Source organism: Nordella sp. HKS 07, from assembly GCF_011046735.1.
Taxonomy (GTDB): domain Bacteria; phylum Pseudomonadota; class Alphaproteobacteria; order Rhizobiales; family Aestuariivirgaceae; genus Taklimakanibacter.
Genome location: NZ_CP049258.1, coordinates 4,056,426 through 4,081,158, shown reverse-complemented (window position 1 = coordinate 4,081,158; position 24,733 = coordinate 4,056,426). Strand labels below are relative to the sequence as shown.

Here is a 24,733-nt window from a genome sequence, read left to right as displayed (position 1 = left end):
CGATCCCTTAAGTACCCGCAACGGTTGACATTCCGATTCGGATCGGCATGCCCAAATCACGCCGAGCCGACTCCCTGTCAGCCCCCGGATAGCTCGAAAACCGCCCTAAAAACGCTCCTTCCGGGCGCTCCATAGTTAGGCCGGTTTCCAGCTGGACAAATCACTGCACATACGAATCAATAGGCCATGATTCGTGAGGTCGTTGGTTGTTTAGGGGGTGCTGGGATTCCCGGTGAATGAGCGCCACGCAGGGGGCGAAAGTTGAGCAGCAGAGCACAATTGGGCGGACTTTTCTTCAAGGAGCGGGTGCTCCGCCTGCCCTTGCCCGGCTGGGCCCGAATTACCATAGGTGAGCGCAGCTTACGCATTCTCATCACCGTCCTCGTCTCGCTCTTCCTCGTCACCCTGGCGCTGGCCCTGTTCCTCCAGCTGGCGCAAAGCCGGATGACGCATCTCGCCGAGCAGAACCGCCAGACCCTCCTCTATGCCACCGCCGCCGCCCAGCACATCAAGCAGGCGGCGCGCACCCAGCTCCAGTCCGGTTACACGCCGAAGCCCTTCACCCAGGAAGATCTCGACGCAGCACTTCTTCCCGAGGCGCAGCGCGAGGGCCGCATCTTCGCCTATGTCAATGCCGGCGGCATGATCACGGTCGCCTCGAAGGCGGACGGCACAATCGCCGGCCAGACGATCGGCGATGTGCTGTCCAATCGCTTCATCACCGAAATCAACATCAACGACACCGAAATGGCGCGCATCCAGCTCGCCTCGGGCGAGGAAGCCTATGTCGGCATGAGCGACCTGGCGCCCTTGCCAGGCAGCCTGCTCGTCATCCAGAAACGCGCCGACGTCATGCGCGCCTGGAAGGATAGCGTCATGCAGGTGAGCATCCTGTTCGCCGTCACCTTCCTCGTCCTCATGATGCTGGGCGGCGCCTTCCACTGGCAGGCGGCGAAGGCGTCGGAAGCCGACCGCACCTTGACGGTCGCCACCGAGCGCCTCGACAAGGCGCTCGACCGCGGCCATTGCGGCCTGTGGGACTGGGACATAGCGCGCGGCCGGATCTTCTGGTCGAAATCCATGTACGACATCCTCGGCCTCGAGGAGACCGGCGAATTCCTCAATTTCGGCGACGTCGCCGACCGCATCCACCCGGACGACGCGCAACTCGAGGAAGTGGTCGAGGCCCTGCTCACCGGCCAGAAGACGGTCTTCGACCACGAGTTCCGCATGCGCCATGTCGACGGCAACTGGGTGTGGCTCAGGGCCCGCGCCGAGCTCTCGCACGCGCCGGAAGAGGTGGAGCCGCATCTCGTCGGCATCGTCATCGACATCACCGCGCAGAAGCTCGCCGACCGCCTCAACCAGGAAGCCGAGCTGCGCCTCAAGGACGCGATCGAGAACATCTCGGAAGCTTTCGTGCTGTGGGACTCAGATAACCGCCTCGTGCTCTGCAACACCAAGTACCAGCAGTTCCATTCGCTGCCCGCCAGCGTGTGCACGCCCGGCACGCCCTATGAATTCGTGGCCAAGACCGCCAAGGAGCCGGCGGTGCGCCAGCGCATGCCGATCCACAGCCGCGACACCAGCGAAGGCAATACCTTCGAGGTGCAATTGGGCGACGGGCGCTGGCTGCAGATCAACGAAAGGCGCACCAAGGATGGCGGCTTCGTCTCGGTCGGCACCGACATCACGCCCTTGAAGCAGCAGGAAGAGCGCCTCCTCCTCTCCGAACGCGAACTGATGATGACGGTGCGCGACCTGCAGAAGGAGCGTCTCCTGGCCGAACAGCAGTCGCAGCGCCTCGCCGACCTCGCCGACAAATATTCGCGCGAAAAGACCAGGGCGGAGGCCGCCAGCCGCTCGAAATCGGAATTCCTGGCCAATATGAGCCACGAGCTCAGGACGCCGCTCAATGCCATCATCGGCTTCAGCCAGGTGATGGAGAACCAGATGTTCGGCCCGATCGGCGCCGGCAAGTACATCGAATATGCGCGCGACATCCACAAGAGCGGCCAATTCCTGCTCGACGTGATCAGCGACATCCTCGACATGTCGAAGATCGAGGCCGGCCGTCTCAAGCTCGAGCTGCAGAAGGCGGACCTCTCCGAGATCGTCCACGAGGCCTTGCGCCTCGTCGAAGCACGGGCCCACGAAAGCAAGGTCGAGCTCCTGTGCAAGGCGCCGAAGAAGCTCAAGGTCGATATGGATACCCGCGCCGTCAAGCAGGTCCTCATCAACCTCACTTCCAATGCGGTGAAGTTCACGCCGGAAGGCGGGCGCGTGATGCTCACCGCCAGGCTCGAAGGCGAGCAGGCGGTGATCTCCATCGCCGATACCGGCATCGGCATACCGCCCAAGGACATCGAGAAGCTCGGCCGCCCCTTCGAGCAGGTCGAGAACCAGTTCACCAAGACAAAGGGCGGCTCAGGCCTTGGCCTCGCCATCTCGAAGTCGCTGGTCGAGCTGCATGGCGGCTCGCTCACCATCGACAGCGAGATCGGCAAGGGCACCATCGTTACGGTGAAGCTGCCGGTGGCCCAGGCCAAGCCCGCCCATTCGGCGGCGGCCTAAGCCAGGCCGCACCGCCAAGCAAGGCCGCTTCTCATGCATGACAGTGATCTCGGGCAGCGTCTGGAAGCGATCCTCAGACTGGCGCCGCTCCGCCTCACGTCCCTGGAGATCGTGCGCTCCCTGGCCCTGCCGGACTGGGCCATAGGTGCCGGCTTTATCCGGGCCGCGGTATGGGACGAACTTTCGGGCTTCACCGCCGCTACCGCCGTCGACGACATCGATGTCCTGTATTTCGATCCCGAGAACCGCGATAGCGAGCACGATGCGGCCCTCGAAAAGCGGCTGCGGGAAATCGAGCCCGCTTTGCCCTGGAGCGTGCGCAACCAGGCGCGCATGCATGTCCGCAACGGCGACGCCCCCTATGGCTCGACGGCCGACGCGCTGCGCTTCTGGCTCGATACGCCGACTTGCGTCGCCGTCAGGCTCGACGCGCAAGACCGACTCGAGATCCTCGCGCCCTATGGGCTTGAGGATCTGTTCTCGATGTCCATCCGGCCGACGCCGCGCGGGCGGACTCGAAAGTCGACCTACACGGCGCGCATCGCGGAAAAGAAATGGCACCAGCGCTGGCCCAACGTCACGGTCGAGTTGCCTTAGCTCCCCGCTCCCATTCGTCATGGCCGCCCGGATGGCCGGGTTTAACCCGGCCATGGAGGCGGCCATCCAGTCCATCCGTGCAACAGCTGTACAGCGGGGAGGCTGGATGGCCGGCTCGGGGCCCGGCCATGATGAGTGGAGATATCGAGCCCTCAGGATGTCCGCATCAGCATCACCCGAGTTCCGCTCCTGACCCGCCGACGCAGGACATCCTTGCGAGCGGGCTCGATACGCAATCCTCCCTCGGCTTGGAGCGTCTGAAGTCTCGTTCGCGAAAGGCCCAGCTCCGCGCTCAACAGACGATCAAGCCTGAGGCATGTCGGCAACGCGACCTCCAGTTCGATGACGGTCACGGTCGGATGCCCGGTGTCGCTCAGGATCTCCTTGCGGATTTCAACCTCAGCGCATTCGTCGATGCGCTGCGCCTTGCGGCGCAGATCCTCGATGTCGAATTCCCGCGCCCGCACCCAGTCGGGAGCGCTGAAATGCAGGGCTTCCAACGTGGCGGGGTCGATATCCTTCAAGGCGCGGCGCTCGAACAGCGGGCGGTTCCAGGTCCGCGCGCAAACGAGGCATTTATAGATCAGCCAGGCATCGAGCCTCCTGCCATTGGCGTTCAGCCTGATCCTGCCGCTGGGCTCGAAGGGTTTGAGGCCACCGCAGCCGCCGCAGGCGATCCAGGGTCTCGGCGCAATCAACGGGATAATGGTCCAACGGACCAGAGTAGCTTTGCACATGTCGTCTTGGACTTCCGAAAGGAAGTTCACCAGGACGGCGGCGAGAGAAGCCCTTCACGGGTACGGTTTGGCGGTTGCTACGGATGATGGAGAGCTTGAGACAGCACAAGGCTGCGCACGGCGCATTCTGACAAAGCCAGACCGGTCTCAAGTCCGCCACCGCGTGAACGAAAGCAGCCAGGGAAAGCGTTCGCTATCCCTGGTGCAGGTGGAACTGGATGAGACCGGTCCTTACGACGGCAAAATGAAACCTCGATGCGCAATGCTCTCCGCGAGGCGCGCTTAACAGTTTACGTGGAGACAGGCAAGCAATTCCTAGGCAGCCAACTGATAGTTGGCCGGATCACAGCCATCAATTGCAATCGACTTCTTTAGGCCTGCGAAATCGCCCAGCCGCTGATTTCGCTCACACCTTCGTCGCCAGGCAGTTTCAGCCACTCGACGCCGTGCAGACGCACGACGATTTCGCTCTCGCCTCGTTCCCACCTGCAGATGGTGAGCGGGTCGCAATGAATCATCCTCGCCAGGTCAGCCTGCGTCGTGCCTATATCGAAGCGCAGAACTCTCACCACCCGCCCACCGATCAGTGCCTTGAGCATTACGATGCCCAGCGCGATAACGCGATGAAGACCGTTGATGATCGGATCGACCAGAAATCTGGCAGCGGCAATTATGACACTGTCCAGCCCGCTCTCCGTAAACCGATACACTTTCATCATATTATCCATTCATCGACCACAGAAGTTGCTCGACTTTCGCGACAAGGAAGCGCTGCGGATATTTCCCTGGGCGAAGAACGAACCCAGTGAAAACAAAGATCTTATCAATGTAGTTTGTCCCGCATCACAATCGGTGTGCAAGACGCACGCACCGCTCTTCAGACGCGCGCCCGGGAGGATTGCATTTCCAAACTCCCCCATTCCGCTCCACGAAGTCAAGAGACCGCGGCGGTTATCGGTACCTCAGCACGCCGTGCGCATACCGCTCAGCCGCGGTCCTTGTGGTTGTCCGTCTGCCACTTCTTGCGGCGCTGCTGAATGCGCTCGAGCCGGTCGCGGACCGCCGCGGCGAGCTTGCTGCGTTCCACAGGCGTGAGCTTCTGGATGATCTGCCGGGTCATCAGCGTGCCGCTGTCGACCATGTCGTTGCTGAGCCTGGTGAAATCGTCGATCGCCGCATTGACCTGGGCCTCGTCATAAGGATTGCGCTCGAGCGCGTCGGCGAAGCGCTGCGCCGCCGCGGTCATATCCTGGCGCGACTCGCGGAAGGCATCGCGCCGGCTCTTGAGCAGATCGAGGAATTCGCGGCGCCGTTCATCCGGCAGCTCGGTGAGGAAACTGCGCGGCAGAAGCTGGGTGAAGCTCGCCCCGCTCCAGCGCTCGATCCGCTCGGGCGCGAAATAGCTCATGCCGGCGGCGCCTGCGATCAGCAGATTGACCGCCAGGGAGGCGACCAGCAGCAGCTTTGTCCAATGCGGCCACGAGGCGAAGGGACCCTGCGGCGACGTATCGCGCGGCAGCGTATCGACAGGCGACGTATCGGCAGGCGACGTCATCAGCCTCCACCTTCCAAGAGATCGGGCGCGTCGTCGATGCCGGTCAGCACGATCGGGTCGTCGATCTCGACCACATCGTTGTCGCCGCGAAGATTGACGAAGTTCGTATTGCCGCCGAGGAAAATGCCGAAAGCGAAGGAGGCGGCCAGCGCCGCCGCCGTGCCCCAGGACCAGATCGAAGGCCGGGGCCTCACCCGGCCATGGTCGAGAGGGGTGACATTGACCTTCTGCGGCTCACGCGCGGCGCGCGCCAGGAGCTGGGCCCTGGCGCCGGCCGGCGGCGTCGGTCTTGCGGCCCGCGCCAGGATCCGGTCGACCTGCCGGGCCTCGGCCAGGAGCGCCGGCTGCGCACGGACCAGGACCTCGAGGCCTTCCCGCTCGGATGCGGGCCAGCGCGCCGGGTCCGCGCCATAGGCGGCCAGAACTTCTGCCAGTCTCGTCCTCGTCGCGTCCATCAGAGCCTCCTCATTGGCTCATCTCGCCGATATCGGCAAGGAGGTCGCGCCAGCGGTCCCTGAGATCGGCCTTGAGGGCCCGCCGGCCCCGGGCCAACAGGCTTTCAATAGCATCGACGCTGATCTCCATGGCGGCGGCGGCCTCGATATTACTCATATTCTCGTAATAGACGAGCGAGAGGGCCAAACGCTGTCGCTCCGGCAGCCGCGCCAGAGCAGATTCTATTTCACGGGCCGAGCTGTCGCCCAGGACCTGGTCCAGGGCGTCCGGCCCCGCGGCGGCGATTTCGGGCTGGTCGTCGATATTGGAGCCCTGCTTGCGCCGGGCCCGGTCGATGGCGAGATTGGTCGCCACCCGGATCAACCAGCCGCGCAAGGCGCCCCCCTGGCGCACCTGCCCCGGATTGTTCCACAGCCTGAGGAAGGCTTCCTGGACGATATCGGCGGTATCCGCGTGGCCCGACGTTACCCGCCAGACCACGCGGTAGACTAGCTCGTAATGCCGATCGACGAGGCCGGCGAACGCCTTCTCATCGCCCAGCGCCGCAGCCGCGAGGAGCCCACTGTCCGGGTCGCCGGCCAGGCCATTCTCGGTGTTGCGTGCCGACACGTCTTCCGGTCGCTTCCTTTCGCAGGCTCCGCAAATTTTGTGCGGCGCTGGCTCATGATCAGTTGCCCGTGGCGCCGCGTTGCCCGGTACGCCGCGGGGAGGTCTCGCGAATCTCCGCCAGCGTCAGGCCGCCGTCCTTGTCGCCATCGGCGCCATTGAACAGAGCATCGATATAGGCGTCAACCTCATCGCGTGTCACGCTGCCATCCTTGTTCTGGTCGAGGCGGGTGAGCATGCGATCCTTGCGCTTTTCGATACCGCGTTTCAGCCAGCCGTCGATCTCGGCCGTGGTCACGGTGCCGTTCTTGTCGTCATCGAGACGCAGGAAGCGCTTGACCGCCTTGGGTTTCAGCTCATTCACGCTCACCTTGCCGTCGCTGTCGGCATCGAGGCGCCCGAAGGAGCGCTCGCTGCGCGGCAAAGTGGGCTCGGTGGCGAAAGCCGCGCCTGCGGCTCCCATCAGGATGAGCGCGGTCATCGCCGCAACGGACGTTGCGTTCGTCTTCATTTCAGTCTCCCTATTTTTCCTGGGAATCAGCTCCCGAAACAAAGACGGAACGCTCCGTCAGTTTCCGTCGCGATAAATTTGCCCGATCTCACAGCGGCCCGACCAGGCGGGCAAACTGATCGGCGATCTGCGCCTGCGTCTCGGCGATGAGCGCCTCGGCGGAGGCAATATCCGGCATGGCCGAGGCCGAGGCGACGATCCGGTTGAGGCCCGCCGGCACCTCCTTGGGGTTATAGGGACCGGAAACGCACAGGCGCAGGACCTGGGTGAGGCGCTGATAGACCAGACAGGCCGCCTTGAGGCGGCTGCCCTCGGCCTCGGCGATAAGGCCTGCCTGGATCAGCCGCTCCAGCGCCCGCAAGGTGGTGACGGCGAGAATGCGCGGCGCCTCGTGGGCATGGATGATCTGAAGATACTGGGCAATGAACTCGATATCGACGAGCCCGCCTTGCGCCCGTTTGATATCCCACACGCCATAGGGGGCGTTCTCCTTCAGCATCATCCGGCGCATGTCGACCACGTCCTGCGTGACCTTGGCCTTGTCGCGGGGCCGGCACAGCGCCTCGGCGATCACGGCCCTGAGCTCCTCCATCAGGCCGGAATCGCCCGCCACGACGCGCGCCCGGGTCAGAGCGAGGGCTTCCCAGGTCCAGGCCTGGTGGAGGTGATAGTCGGTGAAGCTCGCGAGGCTCGTCGCCACGGGCCCCTTATTGCCGGACGGGCGCAGGCGCATATCCACCTCGTAGAGAACGCCTTCGGCGGTCGGCGCGGTGACCGCCGAGATGAAGCGCTGGGTAAGACGGGCGAAATATTGCCCTGCCGAGAGCGGCCGGGCGCCGTCTGAAGCTTCCGCTTCCTTGTCGTGATCGAAGATCAAGATGAGATCGAGATCGGACCCCGCCGTCATCTCACGACCACCAAGCTTGCCCATCGCGATGAGCGCGCTGCGCCCGCCCGGCACGTTGCCGTGGCGCTCCGCCATGTCGGCGATCACCGCCTCATGCAGCCGCTCCAGCACGACGTCGGCCAGATCGGAAAACGCGCCGCCCGCTTCCGCCGCACTCACCGTTTCCGACAGGATGCGCACGCCGATGCGGAAGGCCTGTTCCTTGGCGACGACGCGCACCCGGTCGATCGCCTCATCGATCGGGGTTCCGGGCGGTGTCGCCGCCGCGACCAGGCCCGCAAGTTCCGCCGCCTTGGGGAGCGCCCCGAAGAAGCCCGGATCGAGCACCGCATCGAGCACCTTCGGACGGTGGCTCAATTCCTGGGCCAGACGCGGCGCCGTGCCGAGAATGATGCCGATGAGATCGAGGAGTCCCGGATTGGATTTGAGCAGTGAGAAGAGCTGCACGCCGGTGGGCAGGCCCGCAAGGAAACGGTCGAAAGCGATAAAGGCCTGATCCGCATCACCGCTTCTCGCCAGCGAGGTGAGCAGTGCCGGCATGAGCTCGGTCAGACGCTCGCGGGCCCTGGCGCTGCGCGTCGCCGAATAGCGGCCGAAATGCCAGCTCCTGATCATCGCGGCGATCTCGCTCGCCCGCTTGAAGCCCATGCCGGTCAAGGTCTCGAGCGTCTCGGGGTCGTCCTCACCGCCGGTGAAAACCAGGCTTCCCGCCTCGGTGCCCAGATCCTCGGCATCCTTGAAGAGGGCGGCGTAATGGCCCTGCACCAGCTCGAAAGTGGCGCGCAGCTTCGCTGCGAAGTCGGCCGTCTCGGCGAAGCCCGCAAAGCGCGCCAGGCGCGCGAAGGCCGCCTCATCGTCCGGAAGCGTGTGGGTCTGCTCGTCCGCCACCATCTGGATGCGGTGCTCGATGGTGCGCAGGAAGCGATAGGCCTCACTCAACTCCCGCGCCGCCTCGGGTGAGATCCATTTCGCCTCGGCCAGGGCCGCGAGCATATCGACGGTGCGCTTTCCGCGCAGCTTCGGATTGCGCCCACCGGCAATGAGCTGCTGGGTCTGTACGAAGAACTCGATCTCGCGGATGCCGCCGCGGCCGAGCTTGATGTTGTGGCCGAGCACGGCGATCGTGCCATGACCCTTGACCGCGTGGATCTGGCGCTTGAGCGACTGCACATCGGCGATCGCCGCGAAGTCGAGATATTTGCGCCAGATATAAGGAACGAGCCGGTCGAGGAACTCCGCCCCGAGGGCCTGGTCGCCGGCCACCGGCCGCGCCTTGATCATCGCGGCGCGCTCCCAGTTCTGGCCCATATTTTCGTAATAGATCGCCGCCGCCTCGATCGAAATGGCGATCTGCGTGGCGCGCGGATCGGGCCGCAGCCTCAGATCGACGCGGAAGGCATAACCGTCCTCGGTCACGTCCTGCAGCAGCACCACCAGGCGCTTGGTGAGGCGGACGAAAAAGGTCGAGGGATCGACGCCCTGGCCAAGCTTCGCCGCGTGCGGATCGTAGAGAACGATGAGATCGATATCGCTCGAATAATTGAGTTCATGGGCGCCGAACTTGCCCATGCCGAGAATGGTGTAGCCCGCCTCCTCGTCCTTGGCCGACAGAAGCTTGCCGGTGCGCCGCGCCTCCTCCAGGAGCCAGGCGAGCGCCGCATTGAGCGCGGCTTCGGCGAAGCGGGTAAGCGCCTCGGTCACCTGATCGAGCGACCAGGCGCCGCTCAGATCGGCGAGTGCTATGGCGAGCGCGGCCTGGCCCCGGCTCTTGCGCAGGAGACGGCGCATCTCCGGCTCATCTTCCGCCTCGGCCGTGAGCCCCTCGATGATCCCGGCCAGCACCTGGTCCGGATCGGTTGCAAGGACGCGCCGGGCGAAGTCGGGATCGCGCAGAATGAGATCGCGCAGAAAAGGCGAGCCGCCGAAGACCGCGTCGAGAAGCGAGCGCTTTGCCTCGAAAGGTCCCAACACGGTCCCTTCCCCTCGCAGATCCGTCCAGGCACGGGCGGCACTATCCTGATCGTGGGGCGGGGGAAGATCGCTGAGGGCTTCGGTCATGCAGGGTTTCTAGCGCGCATCCAGGCGAAGTGGAATCACTTCGCCGAAAAGGATTCGCGCCAGATTATGAATCTGGTTTCCGCGCCCGGAAATGCAGGAAGATCGGGGCGATGCGGGTGTCGGCCACGGTGGGGTGGGCGGCCGCCGTTTCGGGGTCGGCGCGTGGCTCGCCCAGTTCATCGATCACCAGACCGGACGTGCAGATGAAATTCACCCACTGGCTCAAAGTGCGATGAAAGCGGGGTACACCGAAGGGTGCCACCTTTTCGCGCTCCGCCTTGGGAAGCGTGGAGAACCACCAGCGTTCCACCTCGCCGTCCATAGCGTCGAAATAGCCGGCAACCTCGATCGCCCGCACGGTTCCATCCGGCTCTCGCAGGTTCTTGCGATGCGGGGGCACGAAACAGGGATGCAGAATGGAGAACTGCAGGAAGCCGCCGGGGCGCAACACGCGGGCGATCTCCGCGAGCACCCTGCCCTGATCCGGCATGTCCATCAGCGCCATGAGCGAGGTGACGAAATCGAAGCTCTCATCGGCGAACGGAATGTCCATGCCGTCGCCATACTGGAAGACGATGCCGAGCGGGTCCTTCGCCTCCTGCTCCTGGGCATGACGGATGAAGGTCGGCGCGATGTCGATCGCCTGCATAAGCGCGCCGCGCCTGGCGAGCTCGCGCGTATTGGAGCCTTCGCCGCAAGCGACGTCGAGTCCCTTGCGGCCCCTGATTTCCGGGAGCATGGCCAGGAAGGCCGGCGTGTTCAGGACATCGCGATAGACGTCGTAGCCGGCGCGCGCGCATGGAGGGTCCAGGTTTCGGCATTGGCTTCCCAATGTTTCGCAACGTCGTGGCGGTCCATCTGCGCGTCCTCCTTTCGCGGCTGTCGTATTCACACATCGTATTGGGACCGGCTATTGAGCGATCCCCTCTCCCCCTGCGGGGGAGAGGGTTAGGGTGAGGGGGAACCAGCGGCATAATCCGGATGCAATGCCAGAACAATTGCCGTCAGTTCCCCCTCACCCTCCCGATGCTTCGCATCGGGTCCCTCCCTCTCCCCCGTTGGGGGCGAGGGTATAAACGCACCCGACACGAGATGTGTGAATCCGATGTCCTTTTGCGGGGAGGCGCTATGTAGAGAGTTTCTCGTGAAAGTAAAGCAGCCGGGCCCGTCAGGCCGGCTGAAGCTGCGGCAATACGAGCTTCACTCTCAGACCGGGCTCGTTATCTTCCAGCACAATGCGGCCATCATGCAGCTTCATCACGCCGGCGACGAGGCTCAGGCCCAATCCGTTGCCGGGCTTGGAGCGGCTTTCATCCAGGCGCACGAAGCGCTCGAGCACGTGGAGGCGATCTTCCGGCGCCACGCCTCGGCCGCGGTCGCTGACGGTGATCACCGCGTCGTCGCCCTCTAATCCGCCGGTGACGCGGATCTCAGGAACCCCGGTCTCGGGCGACTCGCCGTATTTCAGCGCATTGTCGACGAGATTGCTGATCGCCTGGGCGAGCAGCTGCCGGTTGGCACGCACATCGAGCGCCTCCGCAATCTCGGTCGTCAGGTTGCCGCCCTGGTCCTCCGCGAAGGGCTCATATAGCTCCGCCACTTCATGGAGAATCACCGCGGCGTCGACGGGCTGCAGGCCCTCACGGGACTGGCCCGATTCCGCCTTGGCGATCGACAACAGCGCGGCGAAGGTCTGCAGCAGGCGGTCGGATTCATCGATCGTCTGCTCGAGCGCCGCCTTGAAATCGCCTTCGGCGCCGGACCGCAAGGCCGATTCGGCCCGTGCTTTGATCCGCGTCAGTGGCGTTCTCAGATCATGCGCCACATTGCTCGACACCTCCTGCATGCCGCGCATCAGCCGCTCGATCTGATCGAGCATGCGGTTGAGAGACTCCGCCAGGCGGTCGAGTTCGTCGCCGGTGCCCTGTACCGGCATACGGCCGGCCAGGTCGCCCTGCATGATCGAACGGCTGGCATCGGTAATGGCATCGACGCGGCGCAGGAAGTTGCGGCTGGTGAGCAGGCCGCCGCCGATGCCGAGGGCGACGGCGATCAGTGTGCCGGTGATCAGCGTGTTGCGGATAATGGTCGCGAATTGCCGCATGTCCTCGATATCGCGGCCGACGACCAGGACGTTCTCGCCGGGGAGCTCGGTGTAATATACCCGTGCGCGATGCGGTTCCATCCCCGTGCTGGTTTTCACATTGAAGGGGAACTCGGTCCAGCCCGAATCCTCGATGGCGATCTCGTCCGGTACCGAGATCAGGTTGCCCGCCATGCGCACGCCTTCCGGCGTTGTCAGCAGATAGATCGAGCCCGAATCATCGCTCGAGCGGCGGCGCACCGTGTCGAGAACACCGTCCAGTCCGCGGATGCGGTATTGATCCGCCAGGCCCTGCACCTCGGCCCTGATCGTCTCGTCCGTCTGGCGCTCCAGAAGACCCGCCGTGTTCCAGTAGATGTAAGCGAGGATCGCGCCCACTGATACGATGAAGACGATCAGATAGACGGCCGACAGCCTGAATGTCGAAGTATGGAAGAGCTTCCAGTAGCTCGAGTGATTTGAAGTCTGGCTTGACGGGCTCATATGGTCATGTTGGCGCGCTGGGTCCTCTGCAAACTAGGCCGAACGGATCATATAGCCGGCACCCCGGACCGTCTGCAGAATGGGCTCGTCGAAGCCCTTGTCGATCTTGGCGCGCAGCCGCGAAACATGGACGTCTATGACATTGGTCTGAGGGTCGAAATGATAATCCCAGACATTCTCCAGGAGCATGGTGCGCGTCACCACATGGCCGGCATTGCGCATGAGATATTCGAGCAGCTTGAATTCGCGCGGCTGGAGGATGATCGGACGGCCCGACCGCGTCACGGTACGCGTCAGAAGGTCCATTTCGAGATCGGCGGCCTTGAGCCGGGTCTGCTGCGGCCCCTGGTGGCGGCGGCGCGACAGGCCCTCGATGCGGGCCAGAAGCTCGGAAAAGGCATAAGGCTTGGCGAGATAGTCGTCGCCACCGGCCCTGAGCCCCTTGACCCGCTCGTCGACGTCGCCGAGCGCGCTCAGGATCAGCACTGGGGCGGTGACGCCTTCAGCGCGCAACGTCTGGATGATGGTAAGACCGTCGAGCTTGGGCAACATGCGGTCGACGATCAGCACGTCATGAACCCGCTCGCGCGCCAGCGCCAGGCCCTCCTCGCCGTCGGCAGCGAGATCGGCGACATGACCGCTCTCGGCCAGCCCCTTCAGGAGCCAGGTAGCGGCTTCTCGATCATCCTCGATCACCAGGATGCGCATGATTTCCGGGTCATTTGCGGCTGCGGTTGGCTTGATGTTGCTGTTGGTCATAAGTTGCATGACTTCTTCCTCAGGAAAAGCCCCTCTCTGCTTCATTCCTTCGACCTGATCAGGCTGCGGAGACAGGGGGTCGCCCTGTCTCCGCCACCTGGAATGTCACACGGGAGCGGGGGAGAGTTGTGTGACACTCAAGCGTCGCACGAGACGCTAACTCACCCTTGGCCGCCGCCCGGCAGGGCGATGAAATGCTGGCTGTCTCCCGAGCGGACCAGCATGACGACCCGCTTGCCCGAGCCCTTGGCCGCGGTCAGCGCTGCCTTGACGTCAGAGGGCTCATGGACTTCCTTGCCTGCCACTTCGAGGATCACGTCACCCGCGCGGATGCCGCGGTCGTCGGCGGCGCTGCCAGGCTTCACGTCGATCACCTTGACGCCGGCACCGTCCTCGGCGGGAGCGAGGCGCACGCCGAGCTCGGCCATGCCGTCCTCGTGCCCCGCCGGCTTGGCGCTGGCAAGCTCCTCCTTCTCACCCGGCATCTTGCCGAGCTCGACCGGGACGACCATGCTCTTGCCGTCGCGGATGATGGTGACGTCCACCGACTTGCCGGGGGAATAGCGGGCCACCTTCTTGGCGAGGTCGCGCGGGTCGGTGATCTCGTCATTGCCGACCTTCACTATCGTATCGCCCGTCTTGATGCCGGCGGCGAGGGCGGGAGACTTCTCCGTGACATCGGCGACGAGCGCGCCCTTCTTGTCCTTGAGGTTCAGTCCTTCGGCGATGTCATCGGTCACCGGCTGGATCTGCACGCCGAGCCAGCCGCGGGTCACCTTGCCGCTGTCCTTGAGGCTGACGATCACATCCTGGGCGGTCGCGGCCGGGATGGCGAAACCGATACCCACGCTGCCGCCCGAGGGCGAGTAGATGGCGGTGTTGATGCCGACCACGTCGCCATCGAGATTGAAGGCGGGTCCACCGGAGTTGCCCTTGTTGATCGGGGCGTCGATCTGCAGGAAGTCGTCATAGGGACCCGAGCCGATATCACGGCCGCGGGCCGAGATGATACCGGTGGTCACGGTGCCGCCGAGACCGAAGGGGTTGCCCACCGCCATCACCCAGTCGCCGACGCGCGGTTCCTTGCCGGAGAATTTCACGAAGGCGAAGTTCTTGCCACCCTCGATCTTGATCAGAGCGAGATCGGTCTTGGGATCGGTGCCAATCACCTTGGCGTCATACTGCTGACCGTCGCTGAACTTCACCGACACCTTGTCGGCATTGCCAACGACGTGATTGTTGGTAACGGCGTAACCGTCGGCCGAGATCACGAAGCCCGAGCCCTGCGCGATGCCGCCACGCGGCTGGCGCGGCGCCTGCGGGAACTGGTCACGGAACTGCGGGAACTGATTGAAGAAGTCGCGGAAGGGACTGTCCTGCGGCAGGTTCGGCACGCCCGGGCCGTCCTGGCCGTCATCGCTGCCGTCGTCGGCGGCGTTGGCGATATTGACCTCAACGGAGATGACCGCCGGCATCACTTTCTCAGCCAGATCGGCAAAGCCCGCCTGCGGCGCCACCTGCTGCGCCGTTTCGGCCAGCGCGGGTACGGATGGGGCGATCATAAAGTTTGCGGACAATGCCGTCGCGGCCAGAAGGCCGAAGGCCATTGCGCCTATTACGCGATTGCGCACCTTGGTGCTTGTAGTCATGGAAGGGTCTCCTGTGTCCCATGCATTCATGTGACAGTAAACGTAGGTATCGGCGAATTACGGAGACCTTTCTACAATGTGAATCTTCTGTAATCCGGGCCGTCTAACCCCTTGTCACGGCTTCACTTTGATGTGATAGCGATGTGACTGGAAATTCCACGCACATGACCAGGAAAAGCCGGCACAGGCTTTCCGTCCGATCACGCGCCAACTCAAAATGTCGATCACATCTACTGAAGTGATCGTGGTCTAGCGGCGGTCCAGCAGGCGCTCCAAGTCGGCCTGCTCCTGCGGATCGAGCGAACGCTCGACCGCGTCTTCCTTGTTGTTGCGCCGGCGCATGAGAAGAAATGTTCCACCTACCAGCAGCAGCACGAACGGACCGATCCACAGAATCCATGTCTCGGCGGTGAAGCGCGGGCGCAACAAAACAAAGTCGCCGTAACGCGCCACGATATAGTCGACCGCCTGCTGGTCGTTGTCGCCGGCCGTCAGGCGCTCGCGCAGAAGAATGCGCAGGTCGCGAGCGAGGGGCGCATTCGAATCATCGATCGACTGGTTCTGGCAGACCAGGCAGCGCAGTCCCATCGACAGCGCGCGCGCGCGGGCTTCAAGCGCCGGATCAGCCAGTATCTCGTCGGGCTCGACCGCCCCCAGCGGAGCGATCCAGAGCAGAAAGAGAAGAAGCGCCGTACCGACCCGCTTCATCGCTTCACTCCGCCGGAACGGGCTGCAATTGGCGCGCGGTCTTGGGCGCCCCCACCCGGAAGCGCCGGTCGGTGAGCGAGATGCAGCCGCCGAGGAACATGACGAAGGCGCCGAGCCAGATCAACGAGATGAGCGGGTTGAAATAGATGCGGATGGCGCGGGCGCCATCGGACATGCGATCGCCCATCACCGCGTAGAGATCGCCAGACCAGGCCTGCAGGAGGCCGACTTCCGTCGTCTCCTGATTGCTCGGCCGGAAGCGGCGCCGTTCCGAAACCAGGGTAGCCACTTCGCGATTGCCGTCCATCACGCGGAAGCGTCCGCCGTCACCGGTGTAATTCGGCCCGGTCATCGGCGCTTCGCCGAGATAGGTCACCTCATATCCGGCGACATTGAGCTTCTCGCCGGGCTTCATCGCCAGGATATGCTCCTGGCGCCAGGTCGTGACCGAGAAGATGCCGATGATCGCGATCCCCACGCCCGCATGGGCTAGCGTCATGCCGAGCGCGGAGCGCGGCAAACCCTTGAATCGCGACCAGGCGACCGCCCAGGGCGAGCGGAGCAAGGCGACGCGCTCGGAAAGCTCGACCAGGGCGCCCAATACCAGCCACAGGCCGAGGCCGACGCCGAGAGGGGCCAGCCACGGTCCACGCCGGAACACGACAAGGAGAAGCATGACCGCGGCGAAGGCCACCAGGGCGGCAACCCACAGGCGCTGGATCACCGGCCACGCTTCGGCCCGCTTCCAGGTGAGCAGCGGCCCGGCCGGCACGAGCAGCAGGAGCGGCAGCATGATCAGGCCGAAGGTGACATTGAAATAAGGCGGACCGACCGAGATCTTGTCGCCGGTGAACATTTCCAGCGCCAGGGGATAGAGCGTGCCGATGAAGACCGCCGCGCAGGCGGTGCAGAGCAGAAGATTGTTCACCACGAGGCCACCCTCGCGGCTCAAGGGCGCGAAGAGCCCGCCCGCCTTCAGCGCCGGCGCGCGCCAGGCGAACAGCGCCAGCGCGCCGCCGATGAAGATGCACAGGATCAGGAGAATGAATACGCCACGCTCCGGATCGACCGCGAAGGCATGAACCGAGGTCAGGACGCCGGAGCGCACCAGGAAGGCGCCGATCAGCGACAGCGAGAACGCCAGGATGGCGAGAAGTATGGTCCAGATCTTCAGCGCGTTGCGCTTCTCGACGACGATCGCGGAATGAAGGAGCGCCGCGGAGATGAGCCAGGGCATGAAGGAGGCGTTTTCGACCGGGTCCCAGAACCAGAAACCGCCCCAGCCCAGTTCGTAATAGGCCCACCAGGATCCCATGGCGATGCCCAGCGTCAGGAAGACCCAGGCGGCGAGCGTCCACGGCCTGACCCAGCGCGCCCAGGCGGCATCGACCTTGCCGTCGATCAGGGCGGCGATGGCGAAGGAGAAGGAGACCGACAGACCGACATAACCGGCATAGAGGAACGGCGGATGGAAGGCGAGCGCCGGATCCTGCAGCAGCGGATTGATGCCGTTGCCTTCGACGGGCGCCGGATCGAGACGCAGGAAAGGATTGGAGGTGAGCAGAATGAAGAGCAGGAAGGCGATGCCGATCGAGCCCTGGATGGCGAGCACCCGCGATTTGAGCTCGAGCGGCAGGTTGCCGCCGAACAGCGCGACACCGGCGCCGAACAGCGACAGGATCAACACCCACAGCATCATCGAGCCTTCATGATTGGCCCAGACGCCGGTGATCTTGTAGAGGAGCGGCTTCGCCGAATGGGAATTCTCCCACACATTGACGACCGAAAAATCCGACGTCACATAGGCATTCATCAGCGCCAGGAAGGCGATGGCGATCAGCGTGAATTGCGCCAGCGCGGCGGGCGCGGCGACATTCATGAGGGCGCGGTCGCCGCGATGGGCGCCGTAGAGCGGCACGGCGCACTGCGCCAGGGCCGTGACGAAGGCCAGGATGAGCGTGAAATGTCCGGTTTCGGCAATCATGATCCGGCCCCCTTGCCTTCCTTCCACACGCCCTTTTCCTTCAGGCGGTCGGCGACGTCCTTCGGCATATAGTTTTCATCATGCTTGGCGAGCACCGTGTCGGCGACGAAGTTGCCCGACGCGTCGAGCTTGCCTTCGGTAACGACGCCCTGGCCCTCGCGGAAGAGATCGGGCAGCTGGCCCTTATATTCGACCGTGACCGACTTGATGGTGTCGGTGACCGCGAAGCGCACGGTCATGCCGTCGCCCTTGACGACGCTGCCCGCCTCAACGAGACCGCCCAGGCGGAAACGCTGGCCGGTCTGGACGTTCTTTTCGGCGATCTCGCTCGGCGTATAGAAGAAGACGATCGTGTCCTTGAGCGCATAAAGCACAATGCCGGCGGCAATGGCGAGGACGGCGAGGCCCGCCAGGATCACCGCGGCGCGCTTCTGCTTCCGGGAACTACGGGGCGTCATCGTCATCATTGCCATTATTCGATACCCAGCTGCTTCGCCGACTGAGCCAATGCGGACATCGCCTGGCTGTCATCCTTGAATTGCGCCTGCGCGGAAGTATACGCCGCGCGCGCCTTGTCCATCTCACCCAAAACGGCGCGCGCCCTAATAAGGCGCTGCCAGCCGTCGAGATCGGCAGGGGCCGATTTAAGGCGCTCCTCCAGGCCGTCAACCATGCCTCGGATCATTTTTTCGCGATCTTCAGGGCTCATATTCTCGGTCGCCGCCACCTGCTCGTCGGAGAGCTGAGGCGCGCCCGGCGACAGGGACGCGATCTGCGCCTCGAGGGCATTTTTCCAGCTGTCTGTCGGCTTCGTATCGGCGAGCAGCCCCTGCCAGACCGCCAGGGCCTCACCCGCCTTGCCGTCCTGCTTCAAGGCCAGGCCGGCATAAAAGCGGGCCTTGGGCAACTTAACGTCAAGCTTCAGGGCCTCGGCGAAAGCCGCCGCCGCCTCCTTGGGGACAAGGCCGGCATTGGCGAAAACCAGCATCTCGCCATAGTCGGCATAGGTTTCGGCATTCGCTCCCTTGAGACGCAGAATGTTCCCGAATGCCTTCGCCGCGTCCTCATAGCGCTCAGTGCCGCGATAGAGAGGTGCGAGAACCTCCCAGCCGCGCAGATCGTCCGGCTGCTCGGCCAGATGCGCCTCGGCCTTTGCCATCAGCGCCCGGACGTCGTTATTGGCGATCGCATTGTCGAGACGCTGCTTGAGCGGCAGATCGGGTCTGCCCGGGGCGCCAAGCGCCATATAGAGACCAAGTGCTGCCACAGGGACGGTCACAGCCACCGCCAAAACCGGCCATCTGCCCACACCCTGGGGGCTGGCCTGGGGCGCCTGCCGGCCAGCGGCGATCAGGCGGCGCGCGATCTCATTGCGGGCGGCCCCGGCTTCGGCAGTACCGATCAGGCCCCTGGCCTTGTCACGCTCGAGCTCGGCGAGCTGGTCGCGGAAGACGGCCTCGTCATAGTCGGCGCGCGCCGGCCCGGCGACGCGCCCCTTCAGGACGGGCCAGCACAGGGCGATCACGACGGCTGCCGCAAGTACCGCAAATACAAGGAAATTCAGCATGCTCTCAAGAGGTTCCGGGGGCTCGTCCCAATGTAATGCGCCCAGCTCTTAAAAGGGTCCGTCGCATTGTCGCATGGCAGCAATGGGGCGTCGGAAACCGGTGGAGGCTGCACCCCCCTTTTGATAAACAGCGCGTTCAGCACACTGGTTTACCAGAGGGCCGCATGAAATCCCGCTACTCGATCTTTTCCCTCGCGCGCAACGCGATGAACTACCACAAGGACTGGGAACGCGCCTGGCGCAGCCCCACGCCCAAGTCGGAATATGACGCGGTGATCGTCGGCGCCGGCGGCCATGGCCTCGCCACCGCCTATTACCTGGCCAAGAATCACAAACTCACAAATATCGCGGTGGTCGAAAAAGGCTGGCTGGGCGGCGGCAATACCGGGCGCAATACCACCATTATCCGCTCGAACTATCTGCAGGACCCCTCGATCGCCATTTATGAGCTCGCCCGCGGGCTCTATGAGGAGCTTTCGCACGACCTCAATTTCAACGTGATGTTCTCGCCGCGCGGCGTGATGATGCTGTGCCAGACCGAGCACGAGTTCCGCGCCTTCAAGCGCACCGCCCATGCCAACCGGCTCGCCGGCCTGGACTGCCGGATGATCACGCCGGAAGAGGTGAAGAAGATCGCCCCCATCATCAATGACGATCCCAATTGCCGCTACCCCATTCTCGGCGCCTATTACCAGCCGCGCGGCGGCACCGGGCGTCATGACGCGGTGGCCTGGGGCTATGCCCGGGGCGCCGACAGCCTCGGCGTCGACATCATCCAGAATTGCGAAGTGCTTTCGATCCGTCGCGACGGGGCCAAGGTGGCCGGGATCGAGACCTCCAAGGGCTTCATCAAGACCAAGAAGGTCGGCGTCGTCACCGCCGGCCATGTCTCGACCCTCGTGCAGACGGCGGGCCTGCGCCTGCCGATCGAGAGCCTGTGTCTGCAGGCGCTGGTCTCGGAACCGATCAAGCCGGTGCTCGATTGCGTCATCATGGCGAATACCGTGCATGGTTACCTGAGCCAGTCCGACAAGGGCGAGCTGGTGGTGGGCGGCGGCACCGATCCCTACAACAATTATTCGCAGCGCGGCTCCTTCCCGGCGCTCGAGCACACGGTGACGGCGCTGGTCGAGACCTTCCCGATCATCTCGCGCTTGCGCATGCTGCGCATGTGGGGCGGCATCGTCGACATGACGGGCGACCGCTCGCCGATCATCAGCAAGACCGATGTGGAAGGCCTCTATGTCAATTGCGGCTGGGGCACCGGCGGCTTCAAGGCGATCCCGGGCTCGGGCTTCGTCTTCGCCGACACGATGTTCAACGACCGGCCACATCCGATCGCCGAGCCTTTCGGTCTCAACCGCTTCCTCGAAGGCCGACTGATCGACGAAAGCGTCGCCGCCGCGGTGGCGCATTAAGGTGGCGCATTAATGTGCAAGGCATTCAGGAGCTCGCATTCATGCTGATCGTTCATTGCCCGGTCTGCGGTGCCGAAGGCGACGAGACGGATTTTCACTATGGCGGGGAGGCTCATGTGGCGAGACCCGCCACGCGCGATCCCGCTGATGTCAGCGATGCCCAGCAGCGCGACTACCTGTTCATGCGGCATAATCCCAAGGGACTGCATTTCGAACGCTGGCGCTGCGACCGCGGCTGCGGCAAGTGGTTCCACGCGGCGCGCGACACGATGACCATGGAATTCAAGGCGACCTACGGGATCGGCGAATTGCCGCCGCGCGAGTTGATGAAAGCCGCGACCGGCGAGTGGGCCGAATTCTTCAAGGACAAGCTGGCAAAGGGACGTAAAGCATGACCGGCAAGCCCTATCGCCTGCCCAAGGGCGGCCGCCTGATCAATCGCGCCATGAAGGTGAGCTTCACCTTCGACGGTCTGACCATGACCGGCTATCAGGGCGACACGCTCGCGGCTGCCGTTCTCGCCAACGGCCAGCGCGTCTTCGGCCGGAGCTTCAAATATCATCGCCCGCGCGGCGTCGTAGGCCTGGGCTCCGAAGAGATGAATGCGCTGGTGGGCGTGGGCGAAGGATCGCGCCACGAGCCCAATCTGCGCGCCACCCAGGTCGAGCTCCATGACGGCCTCGTCGCGGTCAGTCAGAACCGCTGGCCGTCGCTCAAGTTCGACATCGGCGCCCTCAACAGCAGAATCTCCCGCTTCATCCCGGGCGGCTTCTACTACAAGACCTTCATGTGGCCGCAGGCCTTCTGGAAGCATGTCTATGAGCCGATGATCCGGCGCGCCGCCGGCCTCGGCAAGGCGCCGGAAGGCCGCGACCCGGATACCTACGAGCATATGCATGCCCATTGCGACGTGCTGGTGATCGGCGCCGGCGTGGCCGGTCTCGCGGCGGCCGAAGCGGCGCAAGCGTCCGGCGCCCGGGTCATCATCTGCGACGAAAGTACGCGTTTCGGCGGCATGGCCGACCTTTCCACCGGCATGATCGACGGCGCGCCGCAGCTCGACTGGGTCAGAAGCCGCGCCGAACTCCTCGCCAATGCAGACAATGTCCAGGTGATGACGCGAACCACGGCGGTCGGCCACTGGCATCACAATCATGTCATGCTGTTCGAGCGCGTCGCCGATCACGATCCCGCACTTCTCGCCAAGGGCACGCCGCGCCATCGCCTGTGGAAGGTGCGCGCCAAGGAGGTGATCCTGGCGACCGGCGCGCTCGAGCGTCCCATCGCTTTCGCCAACAACGACCGGCCGGGCATCATGCTCGCCACCGCGGCGCGCGGCCTCGTCGAACGCTACGGCGTGTCGCCCGGCATGAAGGGGGTCGTCTTCACCAACAACGACGATGCCTATCTGACCGCGCTTTCGCTGAAGCGCGCCGGCTCGAATGTCGCCGCGATCATCGATGTACGCCAGGGCACCGACAGTGCCGGGGCGCGCGACGCGCGCAATGCCGGCATCGAAATCATTCCGGGACATGCGATTGCCGGTGTCGAGAGCGGCTATGGCGGCTTGGGCCTCAACGGCGTCAAGATCGCGCCGTGGCGCAAGGGCCAGGGCCGCGTCGTCAATGAAAGCCGCATCGCTTGCGATTTCGTCGCCATGTCGGGCGGATTCAATCCGGTGGTCAATCTGTGGTGCCACAATGGCGGCAAGCTCACTTTCGACAGCGGGCTGCAGAGCTTCAGGCCCGGCAAGCATCATGACCGCATCCAGGCGGTTGGCGCGGCCAACGGCACGATGGATTTGTCCGTGGCGCTCGCCGAAGGCTATGCCGCCGGCGAAACGGCAGTGAAGGCGGCCGCGCCCACGGCAGCCCGGCCCAAGGCCGAGTCCGCTCCGCAGAAGCCTCTCGAGCCGATCTGGTTCTCGCCTGCCACGGGCAAATACAATGAAGGCAACAAGCACTTCATCGATTTCCAGAACGATGTGACCGCCGCCGATCTCGAGCTCGCCCAGCGCGAAGGCTATGAATCGGTCGAGCATACCAAGCGCTATACGACCTTCGGCATGGCGACCGACCAAGGCAAGACGTCCAACCTGAACGGGCTCGGCGTGCTCGCCGAGGCGACCGGCAGGAAGATTCCCGAGATCGGCATCACCACGTTCCGCCCGCCCTATACGCCCTTTTCCTTCGGCGCGATCGCGGGCGCGCTCACAAAGAAGCTGTTCCTCCCCATAAGGCGCACACCGATCTACCGCTGGCATCAGGCGCAGAACGCGCATTTCGAGCCGGTCGGGCAATGGCGGCGCGCCTATACCTATCCGCGCGCCGGCGAGGACAAGCACGCCGCGATCAACCGCGAGATTCTGGCCGTGCGCCGCAAGGTCGGCCTGCTCGACGCATCGACGCTCGGCAAGATCGAGATCAAGGGGCCGGACGCCGCCGAGTTCCTCGACCGCATCTATACGAACATGTTCTCGACCTTGAAGGTCGGGCGTTGCCGCTATGGGCTCATGATGAACGAGCTCGGTTTCCTCATCGATGACGGCGTCTCGGTACGCCTCGCCGACGACCATTTCCTGATGCACACGACCTCGGGCGGCGCCGACCGCATCGCCGCCTGGCTCGAGGAATGGCTGCAGACGGAATGGACGCACTACCGGGTCTTCGTCACGCCGGTCACCGAGCAATGGGCGCAGTTCGCCATCGCCGGGCCCAAGGCGCGCGAAGTGCTCTCGAAGCTCGGTCCCGATTTCGACATCTCGGCCGAGGGCTTCCCGCATATGGCCATGAAGGAAGGCAGGCTCGGCGCCTATCCGGTGCGCCTCTATCGCATAAGCTTCTCGGGCGAGCTTTCCTATGAGGTGGCCACGCCCGCTCATTTCGGCCGCGGCCTGTGGGACACCATCCTTGCCGCCGGCGCCGAATTCGGCATCGAGGCCTATGGCACGGAAGCGCTGCATGTGCTGCGCGCCGAGAAGGGCTACATCGTCGTCGGCGACGAGACCGACGGCACGGTGACGCCTTTCGATGTCGGCCTCGACGGGCTGGTTTCCAAGAAGAAGGCGGATTTCATCGGCAAGCGCTCGCTCGACCAGTCCTTCCTCAGAAGCGCCGGGCGCAAGCAGCTGGTCGGCCTCCTGACCGAGGATCCGAAGGACGTCCTGCCCGACGGCGCCTATGCGGTCAGGGCCGTCAAGGACAAGCCGCCGATGGACATGATCGGCCAGGTCACCTCGACCTATTATTCACCCACCCTCGACCGCTCGATCGCCATGGCGCTGATCGAGAATGGCCGCAGCCGGATGGGCGAGACACTGTCCTTCCCGCTCGAAGGCAAGGTGGTGAAAGCGAAGATCACCGATCCGGTCTTCTACGACAAGGAAGGGAGCCGCCAGAATGTCTGACGCCCAGTTCGAAAGCGCGCTGCAATCGCGCGAGAAGCCGACCGGTCTGAGCGTCGAGCTGCGCGAGAGAACCAGCCGCGGCATGATCGATCTCAGAGGGCTGCCGGACGATCCGCAATTCATGGCGGCCGTCAAGCAGACACTGACCCTCGATCTGCCGACGGCGCCGCGGACGAGCACCGCCTGGGGCGACATTCAGGCGCTTTGGCTCTCAACCGACCAGTGGCTCATCCTGTGCCCGAGAGCCAGGACGGAGGAACTTCTGTCCGCCCTGCGCCAGGCGCTTCAGGGCATCCACTCCTTCGCCGTCGATGTATCCGACATGCGCACGATCATCCGGCTCGAGGGCGATCAGGCGCGCCCCCTTCTCCTCAAGGGCTCGTCGCTCGATCTGCTGTCGGCCGATTACGAGGCCGGAACAGTCCGCCGCCTGCGTTTCGCCGAGATCGCCGCCCTGCTCCATATTGTGAGCCAGAAACCGGATGTGATCGACCTCTATGTCTTCCGCTCCTACGCCGACTATGCGTGGGACTGGCTTCTCGCCAATGGCCGGGTGGTCGCGGAAGTGCGCCAATTCGGGAAACAGGCTTCCCCGGCGGTGTGAGACGCGAGATCCCCGGAGTTCGAGGCCGTGGGACCGGTAAAACGGTGCTC

The 24,733-nt window shown here is 64.1% G+C and carries 20 protein-coding genes and 1 pseudogene; 6 read left to right on the top strand and 15 right to left on the bottom strand.

Annotation, left to right across the window (positions count from 1 at the left end; translation table 11 throughout):
- Positions 1-261: 261 nt before the first annotated feature.
- Together G5V57_RS19275 and G5V57_RS19270 are read left to right on the top strand one after the other, a co-directional pair.
- Entirely contained in the window at positions 262-2,574 is a 2,313-nt protein-coding gene (locus G5V57_RS19275) for a PAS domain-containing sensor histidine kinase (protein ID WP_165169182.1), read from the top strand.
- Between the two features lie 33 nt (positions 2,575-2,607).
- On the top strand, positions 2,608-3,171 hold the full coding sequence (locus tag G5V57_RS19270; protein WP_165169181.1) for a nucleotidyltransferase family protein: 564 nt from the start codon (positions 2,608-2,610) through the stop codon (positions 3,169-3,171).
- A 152-nt stretch (positions 3,172-3,323) separates the two neighbouring features.
- Here G5V57_RS19270 and G5V57_RS19265 read toward each other — a convergent pair whose 3' ends face one another.
- The 15 genes and pseudogenes from G5V57_RS19265 to ccmI form a co-directional block, all read right to left on the bottom strand.
- Positions 3,324-3,908, bottom strand: a complete 585-nt coding sequence (locus G5V57_RS19265; RefSeq protein ID WP_165169180.1) for a DUF1062 domain-containing protein — start codon at positions 3,906-3,908, stop codon at positions 3,324-3,326.
- 371 nt (positions 3,909-4,279) lie between these two features.
- The gene (locus G5V57_RS19260; RefSeq protein ID WP_165169179.1) at positions 4,280-4,627 is read right to left on the bottom strand and encodes a transcriptional regulator; all 348 of its coding nucleotides are present in this window, start codon (positions 4,625-4,627) and stop codon (positions 4,280-4,282) included.
- A gap of 266 nt (positions 4,628-4,893) precedes the next feature.
- Positions 4,894-5,463 carry a periplasmic heavy metal sensor gene (locus G5V57_RS19255; protein WP_165169178.1) on the bottom strand — a complete coding sequence of 190 codons (570 nt, stop codon included), beginning with the start codon at positions 5,461-5,463 and terminating at the stop codon, positions 4,894-4,896.
- Positions 5,463-5,918 (bottom strand): hypothetical protein, encoded by a 456-nt coding sequence (locus G5V57_RS19250; RefSeq protein ID WP_165169177.1) that lies wholly within the window; start codon positions 5,916-5,918, stop codon positions 5,463-5,465. Before G5V57_RS19250 ends, G5V57_RS19255 begins: the two co-directional genes overlap by 1 nt.
- Before the next feature lie 10 nt (positions 5,919-5,928).
- A complete protein-coding gene (locus G5V57_RS19245; protein ID WP_165169176.1) occupies positions 5,929-6,528 on the bottom strand; it encodes a sigma-70 family RNA polymerase sigma factor in 600 nt (199 codons plus the stop codon).
- A 58-nt stretch (positions 6,529-6,586) separates the two neighbouring features.
- On the bottom strand, positions 6,587-7,036 hold the full coding sequence (locus G5V57_RS19240; protein ID WP_165169175.1) for a hypothetical protein: 450 nt from the start codon (positions 7,034-7,036) through the stop codon (positions 6,587-6,589).
- Between the two features lie 88 nt (positions 7,037-7,124).
- Positions 7,125-10,001 (bottom strand): bifunctional [glutamine synthetase] adenylyltransferase/[glutamine synthetase]-adenylyl-L-tyrosine phosphorylase, encoded by a 2,877-nt coding sequence (locus G5V57_RS19235; protein WP_165169174.1) that lies wholly within the window; start codon positions 9,999-10,001, stop codon positions 7,125-7,127.
- Positions 10,002-10,065: 64 nt separating this feature from the next.
- A pseudogene (locus G5V57_RS19230) lies at positions 10,066-10,859 on the bottom strand (class I SAM-dependent methyltransferase).
- Positions 10,860-11,169: 310 nt separating this feature from the next.
- Positions 11,170-12,588: a HAMP domain-containing sensor histidine kinase gene (locus tag G5V57_RS19225; RefSeq protein ID WP_165169173.1), complete on the bottom strand. Its 1,419-nt coding sequence runs from the start codon at positions 12,586-12,588 to the stop codon at positions 11,170-11,172.
- Positions 12,589-12,621: 33 nt separating this feature from the next.
- Entirely contained in the window at positions 12,622-13,296 is a 675-nt protein-coding gene (locus G5V57_RS19220) for a response regulator transcription factor (protein ID WP_165174184.1), read from the bottom strand.
- Between the two features lie 212 nt (positions 13,297-13,508).
- On the bottom strand, positions 13,509-14,996 hold the full coding sequence (locus G5V57_RS19215; RefSeq protein ID WP_165169172.1) for a Do family serine endopeptidase: 1,488 nt from the start codon (positions 14,994-14,996) through the stop codon (positions 13,509-13,511).
- A 249-nt stretch (positions 14,997-15,245) separates the two neighbouring features.
- On the bottom strand, positions 15,246-15,704 hold the full coding sequence (locus G5V57_RS19210; protein ID WP_165169171.1) for a cytochrome c-type biogenesis protein: 459 nt from the start codon (positions 15,702-15,704) through the stop codon (positions 15,246-15,248).
- Positions 15,705-15,708: 4 nt separating this feature from the next.
- Positions 15,709-17,688 (bottom strand): heme lyase CcmF/NrfE family subunit, encoded by a 1,980-nt coding sequence (locus G5V57_RS19205; protein ID WP_165169170.1) that lies wholly within the window; start codon positions 17,686-17,688, stop codon positions 15,709-15,711.
- Positions 17,685-18,146, bottom strand: coding sequence for a cytochrome c maturation protein CcmE (gene ccmE / locus G5V57_RS19200; RefSeq protein WP_165169169.1), 462 nt, complete (start codon positions 18,144-18,146; stop codon positions 17,685-17,687). The genes G5V57_RS19205 and ccmE overlap by 4 nt, the downstream gene beginning before the upstream one ends.
- Positions 18,147-18,160: 14 nt before the next feature.
- Positions 18,161-19,255: a c-type cytochrome biogenesis protein CcmI gene (gene ccmI, locus G5V57_RS19195; protein ID WP_165169168.1), complete on the bottom strand. Its 1,095-nt coding sequence runs from the start codon at positions 19,253-19,255 to the stop codon at positions 18,161-18,163.
- 164 nt (positions 19,256-19,419) lie between these two features.
- Here ccmI and G5V57_RS19190 point away from each other — a divergent pair, with 164 nt between their 5' ends.
- The 4 genes from G5V57_RS19190 to G5V57_RS19175 are packed head-to-tail and all read left to right on the top strand — an operon-like array spanning position 19,420 to position 24,683.
- Positions 19,420-20,673 (top strand): sarcosine oxidase subunit beta family protein, encoded by a 1,254-nt coding sequence (locus G5V57_RS19190; protein ID WP_165169167.1) that lies wholly within the window; start codon positions 19,420-19,422, stop codon positions 20,671-20,673.
- A 41-nt stretch (positions 20,674-20,714) separates the two neighbouring features.
- Positions 20,715-21,068, top strand: coding sequence for a sarcosine oxidase subunit delta (locus tag G5V57_RS19185; protein ID WP_165169166.1), 354 nt, complete (start codon positions 20,715-20,717; stop codon positions 21,066-21,068).
- Positions 21,065-24,079 (top strand): sarcosine oxidase subunit alpha family protein, encoded by a 3,015-nt coding sequence (locus G5V57_RS19180; protein WP_165169165.1) that lies wholly within the window; start codon positions 21,065-21,067, stop codon positions 24,077-24,079. The genes G5V57_RS19185 and G5V57_RS19180 overlap by 4 nt, the downstream gene beginning before the upstream one ends.
- Positions 24,072-24,683: a sarcosine oxidase subunit gamma gene (locus G5V57_RS19175; RefSeq protein ID WP_165169164.1), complete on the top strand. Its 612-nt coding sequence runs from the start codon at positions 24,072-24,074 to the stop codon at positions 24,681-24,683. The genes G5V57_RS19180 and G5V57_RS19175 overlap by 8 nt, the downstream gene beginning before the upstream one ends.
- Positions 24,684-24,733 lie beyond the last annotated feature (50 nt).